Below are 12844 nucleotides of genomic sequence, written 5' to 3'. Positions count from 1 at the left end.
AACCATGATGAACGCAGACCCCGTCTGGATCACCGAATCGCAGGTCACATCCCTGCTGACGCTATCCGAGGCCATCCCCGCGCTGGAACAAGGCCTGCGCCTGCAGGCGCAGGGGCAGGCCGAAAGCATGCCCAAGACCATGCTGCAGTTCGGCCGCAACAACCTGCACGCGCTGGGCGCCCGCCTGGGCGATTACGTGGGCACCAAGACCTGGGCTCATACCGAAGGCGGCACCAGTCCATTGCTGCTGCTGTGGAATGCCCACGACGGCCAGCTGGCGGCGGTGATCGAGGCCTTCGCGCTGGGTAATCTGCGCACCGGCGGCACCACGGGGCTGGCCACCGACTGGCTGGCGGGCGCGGACGCACAAGTGCTCGCCATGGCGGGGACCGGCAAGCAGGCCTTGTCCCAGGTCGCCGCGGTACTGGCCGTGCGCGACATCCGGGAAGTGCGCGTGTATAGCCCGACCGCGGCCAAGCGCGAGGACTTCGCCGCCCGCATCGCCGACGAGTTCGGCGATCGCCAGGTGCGGGCCCGCGCCTGCGCCGGCATGGCGGCCGCCTGCGACGGCGCCCATGTCGTCACGCTGGCGACACGCGCGCGCGAACCCTTTCTATCGGCCGGCATGGTGGCCCCGGGCGCCCACGTCAACGCCATCGGCGCGATCGCGCCCGACCGCGAAGAATTCGAACAAGGCGTGTTCGATCGTGCCGCCGCCGTGGTGGTGGACGATCTGGCCAGCGCCCGCGCGCTGTCGCGCGAGTTCCAGACACGCTACGGCGACGACTGGCGCGGCGTGCAAACGCTGTCCGAGCGCATCCTGCGCCAGGAGCGCCGGCCGGCGCATGCCGACCTGACGCTGTTCAAGGCCATGGGCATGGGCATTTCCGACGTCGCCCTGGGCGCCGAAATCCTGCGCCGCGCGCGGCTGCAAGGCGTGGGCCGCGCCATGCCGGCGCCCGTCAAGAGCAAGCCCAGGTTCTTCGCGGCGGCGCCGGCCGCCCAGGCCGGATGATGGAGCGCACGCCACCCATCCCCGCGCCCACCTTTGCCCGCCCATACCGGCACGCATATCCACCATCTCGATAGATATATAGGGAGACCGAACCATGAGCGAATACCACCGCGACTTCGCCCGCGTCAACGGCAGCTTCATCGATTGCGGCGGCCAGCCGCCCGAATCGCGCAACACGCAATGGGCGCCCATCGTCGTGACCAAGGAAGAGATCGACGCCGAAGTCGAACGCCTGGCCTCGTCGCCGCTGCCCGCGTCCGGACGCCGCGAATCGCTGATCGTCCATCCTTCGGCGCGTGAGTTCGCGCCCGGCATGGCGCCCGGCATCCAGGTGCGCCTGTCCGTGCTCAAACCCGGCGAACGCACCGAGCCTTTCCGGCACAACGCCACCGAGGTCAATTTCTGCATCCGTGGCCAGGGCGTGACCGAGGTCGCCGGCCAGCGCATCGCGTTCAAGCAGTACGACGTCTGGAATCACCCCAGCTATGCCCACTACCGCCACTACAACGACGGTCAGGACCTGCAGGTGCGCCTGACCTATTCCAACGTGCCGCTGCTGCAATTCATGGACATCTACGTGGCCGACGTCACCGCGCCATCCGATACCGCGCCGGCCGCCGCCCCGGCCAAGGCCGCCGACGATCCGCGCCGCCGCAACCCCTACGGCATGTTCCCCATCACCGACGACGGCGGACTGCTGATGCCCTATGAGACGCTGATCAACCCGACGGCGGTGGAGTCGCGTCCGCTGCATTTCGCCTGGGACAAGGTCAAGCCGCAGCTGGACAAGCTGGAAGCACTGGGCAAGGAATACATCGGCCGCCGCCTGTACATGTACTACAACCCCGCCACCGGCCGCTTCAATGGCATCACGCCCAACTTCTTCGCCACCATGACGATCCGGCCGCCCAAGATCATCGATCGCCCGCATCGCCATGTCTCGGCGGCGATCAACTATTACTTCTCCGGCAGCGGCTACAGCAGCGTGGCGGGCAATCGCTACGAATGGAAGGCCGGCGACCTGATGCTGTCGGCGCCCGGCTGGGCCGTGCACAACCATGCCTCCTACGACGATTACGTGTACGAGCTGACCGTGCAGGACCAGCCGCTGAACATCTACATGGAATCGCTGCTGTGGCAGGAAGACCTGCACCACCCCGCCGTGGTGCTGGGCAAGCAGGAAGGATTCATGACCAATCGCAAGGCCGCCTGAACACGCTGGAGCACGGAATGATCAATCTGCAGAAGGACGCCCTGCGCGGGTCCATCCCCCCTATCGTGACACCGTTCAAGGATGGCAAGGTGGACTACGACCGCCTGGCCAGCCTGATCGATTTCCAGGCCAGGAACGGCACGCACGGCGTCCTGATCAACGGTACGACGTCGGAACCGTCGACGCTGACCGTGGAGGAACGCAACCAGGCCGTCACCGTCGCCGTGCAGGCCGCGCGCGGACGCGTGCAGGTCGTCGCCGCCACCGGATCGCAGTCGCACGCGGAAAGCGCGGTGCTCAGCGAGCACGCGGCCAAGGCGGGCGCCGACGCGCTGCTGCTGGTGACGCCGTACTACATACGGCCGCCGCAGCGTGGCGTGGCGGCGTACTTCATCGATATCGGCCGGCGCGTGGATATTCCGCTGATGATGTATCACATCCCCGGCCGCACCGCCTTCAAGACCGACCTGCGCACGCTGGAAGACATCGCCGAGGCCCTGCCGCACTTCGTCGGCATCAAGCATGCGGTGGACGACCACTCCTTCGTGACGGAGATGCTGCACCGCTTCGGTCCGGACTTCCGCGTCTTCGTGGGGCTGGAGGAATTCACCTTCCCCATGATGTGCCTGGGCGCCGGCGGCACCATGAACGCCGTGGCCAACGTCGCGCCGCGCGAAGTGGCCGAGTTGTGCAACCTGGTGCGAGCAGGGCAGCTGGAGGCCGCGCGCGCCCTGCACTACAAGCTGTTCGAGCTGATGAAAATGGTCTTCTGGGACACCAACCCGATTCCGCTCAAGTATCTGATGAAGCGGCTCGGGCTGCTGGAACGCAACGAGCATAGGCTGCCGATGATGCCCGCCACGCCGGAACTCGAGCGACGCATCGACGAACTGGCCGACAAGCTGGACCTGACGGCACGCTAGTTGTGTCCTGCCGCGGGCGATGGGAAAACGGCCGTCAAAGCTGCAATATCGTCGCGCCGCGCCGGCGCATCAGCAGGAACACCGCCAGCGACAAGGCGCAGAACACCGCCATGCTGCCCGTCACCGCCACCACGCCCAGCGCGGGAAAGAAACGGCTGACCATGGCGCTGGCGAAGGCGCCGATGCCCATCATCAGCGCGTTCATCATCGCCGAGGCTGCTCCGGCGATCGCTCCCAGCGGCTGCAGCGCGCCCTGCTGCGTACTGGGCGTGATCAGGCCATAGCAGAACGTGTTGACGATGAAGAAGGGCATCAGGTTCCAGGGCGTGAGCAGGCCCGTGAGCGTCAACGCCAGCATGATCAGGGCGGAACACAGCGCGACGGAAAGACCGATGCGGATCAGCGTGTCGCCGGCCACGTGGCCCGCCAGCCTGCCGCTCAGGAAAGACGCCAGCATGATGCCCGCCGCCGTCATGGCGAACAGCAGGCCGAACAGCTGCGGCGATACGCCCAGGGCTTCCATCAGCACCAGCGACGCGCCCGTGACGTAGGCGAAATGGCTGCCGAACTTCAGCGCGCAGATCATCATGTAGCCCAGCGACGCGGGCTTGCGCAGCAGGGCCAGATAGGCGCCGGCCACCGGCGCCGCGGGCGGTCGCTGCGCCTTCGGATGGCGCAGGCGCGGCGCGGATTCCTCCAGCCCCAGCCATACCACCGCCAGCATGGCGAATCCGGCGATGGTCATCATGGCGTAGATCCAGCGCCAGTTGCCGATGTTCAGCAGCACCGCGCCCACGGACGGCGCCACCATGGGCGCGATGACACGGATGATGGCGATATGGGACAGCAGTTCGCGCACGCGCGTGCCTTCGAAATGATCGCGCACCAGGCTGATCGCCAGCACCCCCGCCGCGCCGGCGCCGGCGCCCTGCACCAGCCGCCAGGCCAGGAAGGTGGATATCGATTCCGAGAACGTACAACCCGCCGCGCCCAGCGCATACAAGGCCAGGCCGAACAGCAGCAGCGGCCGCCGGCCGAGCCGGTCGGACAAGGGTCCGTACACCAGCGGCGCGGCGGCAAAGCCGACGAAAAAGATGCTCAGGCTCATCGCCACGCGGGCGGCATCCGTGCCGAGGTCGCGCGCCACGGCGCCGAAGGCCGGCAGGCCGACGTCGATGGACAGCGACGCGAAAGCCGTCAGCACGCCGCAGAACAGGATGAAGGTGAAGGAATGGGGGGAAATGCGCAGTCGCGGGGTCATCGGATGTGAAGGCGCCCCGGCTGGTGGGGCGCAGGCATTATTCCACAGCCGCGACCGCCCCTCTCCCGCTGTCTCCCGCCATGGACCCGCCGGCGGGGCGGGTTGCGCCGCGCCCGCCCCGCCGGCCAGCCACGCGGCGGCGGCGCGGCCCGCGTGCCGCGGGAAGACCGGCGCCATGCGCCGCATGCACGGCCCGCGTGCCGGCGGCCGCGGCCGCCTGAGGCAGCCGCGCTACATCTGCGCCCCTATCATCCAGGGCACGAACTCCTCGTCGCCCACGCCCAGCGCCTCGCTCTTGCTGGGCGCACCCGAGGCCACGTCGATGATGGCGCGGAAGATCTCCTCGCCCTTGCCCTGCACGGTCGCACGCCCTTCCATGATGTCGCCGCAATTGATATCCATGTCATCGATCATGCGCCGGTACATCTGCGTATTGGTGGCCACCTTGATCGACGGCGCCGGCTTGGCGCCGAAACAGGAACCGCGGCCGGTGGTGAACACCACCAGGTTGGCGCCGCTGGCGATCTGCCCCGTGGCCCCCATGGGGTCGTAGCCGGGCGCGTCCATGAAAACCAGGCCGTGGGTATCCACCGGCTCGGCATAGCGATACACGCCCATCAGCGGTGTCGAGCCGCTCTTGGCGACCGCGCCCAAGGACTTCTCCAGGATGGTGGTCAAGCCCCCCGCCTTGTTGCCCGGCGTCGGATTGTTGTCGATGCTGCCTTTTTCGCGCTCGGCATAGGATTCCCACCAATGGATGCGCTCGACGATTTTCTCGCCGACCTCCCGCGAAATCGCCCGGCGCGTCAGCAGATGCTCCGCGCCGTAGATTTCCGGCGTCTCCGAAAGAATCGCCGTGCCGCCATGCCGCACCAGCAGGTCCACCGCCGCGCCCAGGGCCGGGTTGGCGGTGATGCCGGAATAACCATCCGAACCGCCGCATTGCAGCGCCACCGTCAGGTGCGACAGCGGCAGCGCCTCGCGGCGGACCGCGTTGGCGGCAGGCAGCATTTGCGCTATGGCGGCGATGGCGGCCTCCACGGTCTTGTGCGTACCGCCCAGCTCCTGCATGACCAGCGGCACCATCATCGGGCCGGGCTCGATGCCGCCGGTCATGAACATCGCGCCCATCTGGTTCGCCTCGCAACCCAGGCCGATCACCAGCACGCCGGCGAAGTTGGCGTGCTTGGCGAAGCCGCCGATGGTGCGGCGCAGCTGCTGGATGCCCTCGCCGTTGTGGTCGATACAGCAGCCGAAGCTGTGCGTCAGCGGCACCACGCCGTCCACATTGGGATAAGCCTCGAGGCGTCCCGGCGCGGCGAAATGCTGCGCCACCTTCTTGCTGACCGTCGCCGAGCAATTCACCGTGCTGATGACGCCGATGTAATTGCGCGTGGCCACGCGGCCATCCGCGCGCCGTATGCCCTGGAAAGTCAGCGGCGCGGCGGCCGGCGCCACCGTCCGCACGTCCTGGCCGAAAGCGTAATCGCGCTCGAACTCGCCTATCGACACATTGTGCGTGTGGACATGATCCCCCGGCGCGATGTCGCGCGTCGCGAAGCCGATGATCTGGCCGTAGCGGTGCACCGGTTGCCCGGCGGCCACGGCGCGCAGCGCCACCTTGTGCGCGGCCGGCACATCGGCGCGCACCACCACGCCGCCGGCCTGCGGCAGCTCGACACCGGCGGCCAGGGCGCGGCGGGCGATCGCGACGTCGTCGTGCTCGTGCAGCAGAATGATGGGGGACAGGCTATCCATGGCGGTCTCCTCGATATAGGCCCGCGGTCGCGGCGGCGCCATGGGACGCGGGCTCCGCCATCATGGGATAATCGCTTCAGCCCGAGCAAATTGGTTGGACCACTTTCCAGGAACCCCGCATGCCGCGCCTCACGCCCTCATCGAGCGCCTTGCAGCACGCCATGCAGTCGTTGGAACGTCTCGTCCTGGAATATGGCCTGGACGGGCGCCCGCGGCTACCGCCGGAACGCGAACTGGCGCAGCGCTTCCAGGTTTCGCGCACGACGGTGCGCGCCGCCATCCAGCGGCTGGTATCGCGCGGGATGCTGGAAACCCGGCAAGGCAGCGGTGTCTTCATCGCCAGCGACCGGCCCATGACGGCCGCGACGCCGTGGCCGCCCGCCCCCTGGCTGGGGCTGGTCGACGCGCAGCCGGCGCTGCGCGCGGATACGCTGGAATTCCGCATGGTGTTCGAGTGCGCGGCCGCGCGCTTCGCCGCGCAGCGCGCCGACGCGCAGGAACGCCGCCAGCTGGCCGCGACCGTGGACACCATGCAAAAGGCGGTGAGCGACGGCGACGTCGCCACCGAAGCCGCCGCGGACGCCACCTTCCATGCGCAACTGGCCAGCGCGTCGCACAACATGATGATGGGCCGCTTCTACGCCAATGCCATCGCGTCCCTGCGCGAACACATCACGCGCAATACCTACGATGCCGGACGCGATGCCGCGCTGGCCACGCGCCGCTCCGTCGAACGGCTGCGCCAGCACGTCGCCATCTGCGAGGCGATCCTGCGCCAGTCACCCGACGATGCCGCGCTGGCGATGCGCCAGCACATCGAATTCGTCGGCCGGCAGTTCGAGCTGCAAGGCTGAGGCCGGCCTGGGCTACTGGCGGATCCCTTCCGCCTGGATATGCAGCGTGGTCTTCATGAAGAAGCCATATTCCTTGCCGAATCCCACGCCGTAGGCGTCACGGTCGAAAGTCGCCGTCGCTTCGGTGCCGCACACTTCCTTCTGGGCGATCGGATTCTGGTAGCACTTGAAGGACAGCAGCTCCAACTTGAGCGGATGCGATACGCCGTGCAGGGTGAAGGTGCCATCCACTTCCACCGGCTTGCCGTCCTTGAAGACGACCTTGCTGCCCTTGTACGTCGCGGTCGGGAAACGCTGCACGTCGAAGAACTTGTCCCCGCGCAGATGGTCGTCCAGGCCCGCGTTGCCGGTGTTGACCGAGGCCATGTCGATGGTCACGTCCACCGTGCCGGTTCCCGCCGTGGCGTCCAGCACCACCGTGCCGCGGGTCTTGTTGAACTTGCCGCGCCAGATCGACGCGCCGGCGAAATGGTCGGCCTCGAAGCTGGGATAGGTGTGGTCGGGGTCCAGCTGGTACGTCACGGGTTCGGCCAGGGCGGCGAAAGGCAGTGCGCAGGCGGCAATGGCCGCGCGGGACGGGGTCATGAAGCGCATGGAAAACCTCGTATCGTTGAGAGGACTGTGGAATGGCCGTTTATTTCCGGGCGGCATATTGATACGTCGGCTTATGCTTTGTGGAAAAATAGCGAGCCTGCTAGAGTGCGAATCGGACATATCTTACCTGTCCCTCTTTGATTCGTCGCTGCTGGTTCTGTTACGCGAGCGGCCGCCCAACCTGGGCGGCCGGCGAGGCGACCAGCGGCGGTATCGGGCCGCGTGGGGGCCTGTCGATAGATAAATGGAGACCGCGATGAAGCGTATCTTTTCCGCCCTGCTGGCCGGACTGCTGGCGTTTGCCGGCGCGACGATGGCCCATGCCGAAGACGACCTGGCCCGCATCAAGGCGGCCGGCGCGATCAAGATCGGCACGGAGGGCACCTATGCGCCGTTTTCCTATCACGACGCGTCGGGCCTGACCGGGTTCGACGTGGAGATCGGCCGCGCCATCGCGCAACGCCTGGGCGTGAAGGCGGACTTCGTCGAAGGCAAATGGGATGGCCTGATCGCGGGCCTGGACGTGCGGCGCTATGACGCCGTCATCAACCAGGTCGGCATCAACGACACGCGCAAGGCCAAGTACGATTTCTCTACTCCGTATATCGCGTCGCAGGCGGTGCTGATCGTGCGCGACAACAATACGGCCATCAAGTCCTTCGACGACCTGAAGGGCAAGCGGTCCGCCAACACCCTGACCAGCAACTTCGGCAAGCTGGCGCAGAAGTACGGCGCCGAAGTCGTTCCCGTGCAGGGCTTCAACGACGCGATCGAACTGCTGCTGTCGGGCCGCGTCGACGCGACCATCAACGACAATCTGTCCTTCCTGGACTTCAAGAAGCACAAGCCCGACGCCAAGGTCAAAGCCGTCGCCAGCGACAAGTCGGCGGAGTACAGCGAGTCCGGCGTGCTGTTGCGCAAGGGCAATCCCGAACTGCTGGCCGCCATCAACAAGGCGCTGGCCGACATCAAGGCGGACGGCACCTACAAGAAAATATCGGTCAAGTATTTCGGCACGGACCTGTCGGCGCAATAAGGAAGGATCGCCGTGCCGGCCTGGCTGCAATTGATGGCGGATTCGTTCTGGCCCCTGCTCAAGGCGGGGCTGCAGTTCACGGTCCCGCTGACGCTGATTTCCTTTTTCGCGGGACTGCTGCTGGCCTTCGCCGTGGCCTTGATACGCCTGTTCGGACCGGCGCCCGCGGTGGCGCTGGTGCGCTTCTACGTCTGGCTGATACGCGGCACGCCGCTGCTGGTGCAGCTGTTCGTGATTTTCTACGGGCTGCCCAATATCGGCATCGTGCTGGATCCCTTGCCCGCGGCGCTGATCGGCTTCACGCTGAATGTCGGGGCCTATAACTCCGAAGTCATACGGGGCGTGATCGAGTCCATTCCCAAAGGGCAGTGGGAGGCCGCCTACTCATTGAGCATGACGCGCTGGCAGGCGATACGCCGCACCATCCTGCCGCAGGCCGCGCGCGTGTCCGTGCCGCCGCTATCGAACTCCTTTATCGCGCTGGTCAAGGATACGTCGCTGGCCGCCGTGCTGACCGTGCCGGAAATCTTCCAGGCCGCCCAGCGCATCGCCTCGGTCACCTACGAACCCTTGATCCTGTATACGGAGGCGGCGCTCATCTATCTGGTGTTCAGCACCGTCCTGTCTTCGGCGCAGGTCCGGTTGGAAAAGCGCTTCGGCAAGCACGCGGTTTTCGCGGGAACGGCGCAATGATCCGGCTATCGCATATCCAGAAGCATTTCGGCCAGGTCCATGTGCTGAAGGACGTCGGTATCGACGTTCCGGAAGGCAGCGTCACGGCCTTGATCGGACCGTCCGGCAGCGGCAAGAGCACGCTGCTGCGTTGCGTGAACCTGCTGGAAGTGCCTGAATCCGGGCAGCTCGAACTGGGCGACGCGCGCATCGCCTTCCAGCCCGGCGTGCGCACGCCCTTCGCCGCGATACAAAGCGTGCGCAAGCAGACCGGCATGGTGTTCCAGAATTTCCAGCTGTTCCCGCATCGCACAGTGCTGGGGAACGTCATGGAAGGTCTGGTCACCGTCCAGCGTTGGCCGCGCGAGCGCGCGGCCGAACGCGCGCGCGAATTGCTCGCCAAGGTGGGCATGCTGGAGAAGGCGGAGGTCTGGCCGGCGACGCTTTCCGGCGGACAGCAGCAGCGCGTCGCCATCGCCCGCGCCCTGGCGCCCTCGCCGCGCGTGCTGCTATGCGACGAGCCGACATCCGCGCTGGACCCCGGCCTGGCCAAGGAAGTGGTCGACGTATTGCGGCAATTGGCGGCCGAGGGCATGACCATGCTCATGGCCACCCACGACCTGCGCCTGGCCGCCAGCATCGCCCAGCAGGTGATCTTCCTGGAAAACGGCGCCGTCATCGAAACCGGCTCCGCCGAAACGGTCTTCACCCGTCCCAGCCAGGCGCGCACCCGCGAATTCGTCGCCACCCTGACCGAGGGCCTGCCGCGCACTTGGGCGGCGGCATAGGGTCCGCGCCTCCAAAACCCTCGGCTCCCAGGCGCTCCGCCTGATTCGCGCGTGGCGCGAATATCCCGGCATTACGCGAACCGAATCAGCGGGACCATCGCCCCGGCCGGATACCGGTCGGCGCGCGCTACGGCGCGGGAGGATAGTTGGAAGGGAACAGGGCGCGTTGAGCTTCTTCGTCGCGCACGGTTTTGAACTCGAACTGGGTGCCCACCTTGCGGGCCCGCGCGGCGGCGGGGCGCGCGTCGATGTGCTTGAACCAACGGGCGATGTTCGGATAGGGGGCCAGCGGCTCCGCCGCGCCCTTCAGCACGCGCGAGGCACGGTCCAGCCAGCCCCACGCGGAAATATCCGCGATCGTGTAGTCATCGCCAACGATGTAGTCGCGCCCGGCCAGGCGGTCGTCCAGCACCTGATAATGCCGCTCCGCTTCGCGCCGATAGCGGTTGACCGCGTAATCCAGGCCTTCGGGCGCCGCGTGCTGGAAGTGCACCGCCTGCCCCGAAAACGGCCCCAGCCCCGTGCCGATGAAGAACAGCCAGGACAACAGCTCGCCCTTATCGCGTGGCTGTCCGAGCAGCTTGCCGGTTTTTTCCGCCAGATAGAGCAGGATGGCGCTGGAGTCGAACACCGTCATCGGCCCGCCGGCCGGCCCCTCCGTATCCACGATCGCGGGCACCTTGCCGTTGGGATTGATGGCCCGGAAGGCGGGATCATGCTGCTGTCCCTTGCTGGTGTCGACGGGGATCACCTCGTACGGCAGCCCGGTTTCTTCCAGCATCAGGGCCACTTTGGCCGGATTGGGCGTGGGGTGGAAATAGAAACGTATCATCGAACCTGCCTTCTGCGGATGGAACGGAGGGCGGGATCGCGCCCCGGCCGGATTCGGGCGGCCATCGGTGGCTGCCTCACTCCGATCCTGGTGTTTTAAATCAGTCGTTCTAAAATCGTCAACCGGGGCTGTCCCCGGACCGAATCTTTATCGCGCGGGAATACGATCCATGGGTCGTCCACGACAATTCGACGAAACGCAGGCGCTGGACCGGGCGCTGGAATATTTCTGGCAACATGGCTACGAGGCCGCGTCGGTCAGGGACCTGGCCGATGCCATGGACCTGACGGGAGCGAGCCTGTACAACGCCTTCGGCGACAAGCCGGCCTTGTATCGCCGCGCGCTGGAACACTACATCGACATCAGCGTCGTCGATCGTATCGATCGCCTTAAATCCCGCGGGCCGATGAAGGCGATCGAAGGCTTCTTCGCCGAAATGATCGAACGATCGCTGCGAGACCCGCACAGGAAAGGCTGCATGCTCGTCAATGCGGCCTTGGAGTCCGCCCCGCGCGATCCGGAACTGCGTGAACGCGTCGCGGACGTGTTGCGGCGGATCGAGAGTTTCTTCCGCCGCTGCGTGCGGGCGGGACAGCGAGACGGCACGATTACCCAGTCCCAGTCCGCGGCCGACCTCGCGCGCATGCTATTGGGCGTGCAACTCGGCCTGCGTGTCCTGGCGCGCTCCCGGCCCGAGCCGGCACTGCTGCATGGCATGGTGCGCGCCGCGGTGGCCTCGCTTCAGCCCGCCGGCTCGTCCGGCTGACCGGCGCGCGCCATGCGCCGCCATTCACCCGGCGTCATGTCCATCCATTGTGCGAACGCGCGCCGGAATGCGGCCACGGATTGATAGCCGACGGCTTCCGCGACAGCTTCGGCCGTGGCCGATGGCCGTTTCAGCTCATTCGCCGCCAGGCTCATGCGCACGTCGGTCAGCAGGTCGTAGGCGGTCCGCCCCAGCTTGTCCTGGAAGTGCCGCATGAAGGTCGCGCGCGACATGCTGCATAGCGCGGCAAGCTCGGGCAAGGTCCACGGCCGGGCTGGCTCGTTGAATATCGCCGACAAGGCGGGCGCCAGGCGCGGGTGTCCGGCCAGGGCCAGCAAGCCTTGCGGCGCTTGCCGGGCATCACCGGCGACGCGCAGCGCCAGGGTGAACAGGGCGGATGACAGCGCATTCAGCATCGCGCGGCCGCCCAGCGTGTCCGCCACGGTCTCGGCCCGCATCAGGCCGACCAGCGCCGCGAGCTGGCCAGCCGGCTGATCGGCACCGGATGGCGCCTGCCTGAGCCGCTGTCCTCGCCGCTGTTCCGGTTCCTGCTCCTGCTCCTGCTGCCGTTCCCGCGCCTGCTCCGAACGAAACCCCGCGGCGTCCGCATGGACCACCACCCTGGTCGGCAGATATCCGCGGATCAAGCGATCATGCGGCGGCGCGATGAAAAAACGCCCGCACAGCATGTCCAGTCGCGGCTCACCGCCGCCGTTTTCGCTGACCGTCAGATTCGCCATGCCGCGCGATGTCGCCGGCCTGGGCGCCCGGCCGCTGCCGTCGTGCAGAATATGCGCCGACCCGTGCGGCAACATCAGGATGTCGCCGGGCCCAAGTTCGCGCACCGACTTGTCTTCCGGATCTTCCAGAATGGCGCTGCCTTTCAGCACCACGTGATAGGGGATTTCGCGCGGCGCCGACTGCGCCTCGACGATCCGCCACGGCGCGCCGTAGGCGCAGCGGATCTCCAACTGGCCCGTCACGGTGATCATTTCCAGCAGGCGGCTGAGCCAGTCCGGTGTTGCGGCCATGGGTTTTGCTTGGTCCTATTTGATCCTATTGAGCATTTTATTGAGCATATACAAGCTCGGCAAGATCACCTCACAAGCCTAAAGTGGGGGCTCCTGAACAC

The 12844-nt window shown here is 66.7% G+C and carries 13 protein-coding genes; 8 read left to right on the top strand and 5 right to left on the bottom strand.

Annotation, left to right across the window (positions count from 1 at the left end; translation table 11 throughout):
• Positions 1-4 precede the first annotated feature (4 nt).
• The 3 genes from ACNA0R_RS21950 (at position 5) to dapA (ending at position 3151) form a co-directional block, all read left to right on the top strand.
• A complete protein-coding gene (locus ACNA0R_RS21950; protein ID WP_415828193.1) occupies positions 5-1015 on the top strand; it encodes an ornithine cyclodeaminase family protein in 1011 nt (336 codons plus the stop codon).
• Between the two features lie 94 nt (positions 1016-1109).
• A complete protein-coding gene (locus tag ACNA0R_RS21945) occupies positions 1110-2228 on the top strand; it encodes a cupin domain-containing protein (RefSeq protein WP_415828192.1) in 1119 nt (372 codons plus the stop codon).
• 17 nt (positions 2229-2245) lie between these two features.
• Positions 2246-3151: a 4-hydroxy-tetrahydrodipicolinate synthase gene (gene dapA, locus ACNA0R_RS21940; protein WP_415828191.1), complete on the top strand. Its 906-nt coding sequence runs from the start codon at positions 2246-2248 to the stop codon at positions 3149-3151.
• A 34-nt stretch (positions 3152-3185) separates the two neighbouring features.
• On the opposite strand, the gene ACNA0R_RS21935 is transcribed toward dapA, so the two are convergent.
• Complete coding sequence (locus ACNA0R_RS21935; protein ID WP_415828190.1) at positions 3186-4412, bottom strand: multidrug effflux MFS transporter; 1227 nt, start codon at positions 4410-4412, stop codon at positions 3186-3188.
• A gap of 231 nt (positions 4413-4643) precedes the next feature.
• The gene (locus ACNA0R_RS21930; protein ID WP_415828189.1) at positions 4644-6170 is read right to left on the bottom strand and encodes a UxaA family hydrolase; all 1527 of its coding nucleotides are present in this window, start codon (positions 6168-6170) and stop codon (positions 4644-4646) included.
• Between the two features lie 119 nt (positions 6171-6289).
• On the opposite strand from ACNA0R_RS21930, the gene ACNA0R_RS21925 reads away from it, so the two are divergent.
• On the top strand, positions 6290-7024 hold the full coding sequence (locus ACNA0R_RS21925; protein ID WP_415828188.1) for a FadR/GntR family transcriptional regulator: 735 nt from the start codon (positions 6290-6292) through the stop codon (positions 7022-7024).
• Between the two features lie 12 nt (positions 7025-7036).
• On the opposite strand, the gene ACNA0R_RS21920 is transcribed toward ACNA0R_RS21925, so the two are convergent.
• Positions 7037-7609, bottom strand: coding sequence for a YceI family protein (locus tag ACNA0R_RS21920; RefSeq protein ID WP_415828318.1), 573 nt, complete (start codon positions 7607-7609; stop codon positions 7037-7039).
• Between the two features lie 265 nt (positions 7610-7874).
• Here ACNA0R_RS21920 and ACNA0R_RS21915 point away from each other — a divergent pair, with 265 nt between their 5' ends.
• The 3 genes from ACNA0R_RS21915 to ACNA0R_RS21905 are packed head-to-tail and all read left to right on the top strand — an operon-like array spanning position 7875 to position 10114.
• On the top strand, positions 7875-8654 hold the full coding sequence (locus ACNA0R_RS21915) for an amino acid ABC transporter substrate-binding protein (protein ID WP_415828187.1): 780 nt from the start codon (positions 7875-7877) through the stop codon (positions 8652-8654).
• A 12-nt stretch (positions 8655-8666) separates the two neighbouring features.
• Positions 8667-9347: an ABC transporter permease subunit gene (locus tag ACNA0R_RS21910; protein WP_415828186.1), complete on the top strand. Its 681-nt coding sequence runs from the start codon at positions 8667-8669 to the stop codon at positions 9345-9347.
• Positions 9344-10114: an amino acid ABC transporter ATP-binding protein gene (locus ACNA0R_RS21905; RefSeq protein WP_415828185.1), complete on the top strand. Its 771-nt coding sequence runs from the start codon at positions 9344-9346 to the stop codon at positions 10112-10114. Before ACNA0R_RS21910 ends, ACNA0R_RS21905 begins: the two co-directional genes overlap by 4 nt.
• Positions 10115-10241: 127 nt before the next feature.
• On the opposite strand, the gene ACNA0R_RS21900 is transcribed toward ACNA0R_RS21905, so the two are convergent.
• The gene (locus ACNA0R_RS21900; protein ID WP_415828184.1) at positions 10242-10946 is read right to left on the bottom strand and encodes a glutathione S-transferase family protein; all 705 of its coding nucleotides are present in this window, start codon (positions 10944-10946) and stop codon (positions 10242-10244) included.
• A gap of 169 nt (positions 10947-11115) precedes the next feature.
• On the opposite strand from ACNA0R_RS21900, the gene ACNA0R_RS21895 reads away from it, so the two are divergent.
• Positions 11116-11712 (top strand): TetR/AcrR family transcriptional regulator, encoded by a 597-nt coding sequence (locus ACNA0R_RS21895; protein ID WP_415828183.1) that lies wholly within the window; start codon positions 11116-11118, stop codon positions 11710-11712.
• On the opposite strand, the gene ACNA0R_RS21890 is transcribed toward ACNA0R_RS21895, so the two are convergent.
• The gene (locus ACNA0R_RS21890) at positions 11688-12743 is read right to left on the bottom strand and encodes a cupin domain-containing protein (RefSeq protein WP_415828182.1); all 1056 of its coding nucleotides are present in this window, start codon (positions 12741-12743) and stop codon (positions 11688-11690) included. The genes ACNA0R_RS21895 and ACNA0R_RS21890 overlap by 25 nt on opposite strands.
• Positions 12744-12844 lie beyond the last annotated feature (101 nt).

The sequence above is a fragment of the Bordetella sputigena genome (assembly GCF_965137885.1).
In the GTDB taxonomy this organism is placed as follows: Bacteria; Pseudomonadota; Gammaproteobacteria; order Burkholderiales; family Burkholderiaceae_B; genus Bordetella_C; species Bordetella_C sputigena.
Note: the sequence above shows the minus strand (reverse complement) of the source record. Positions and strands in the feature narration are given on the sequence as shown.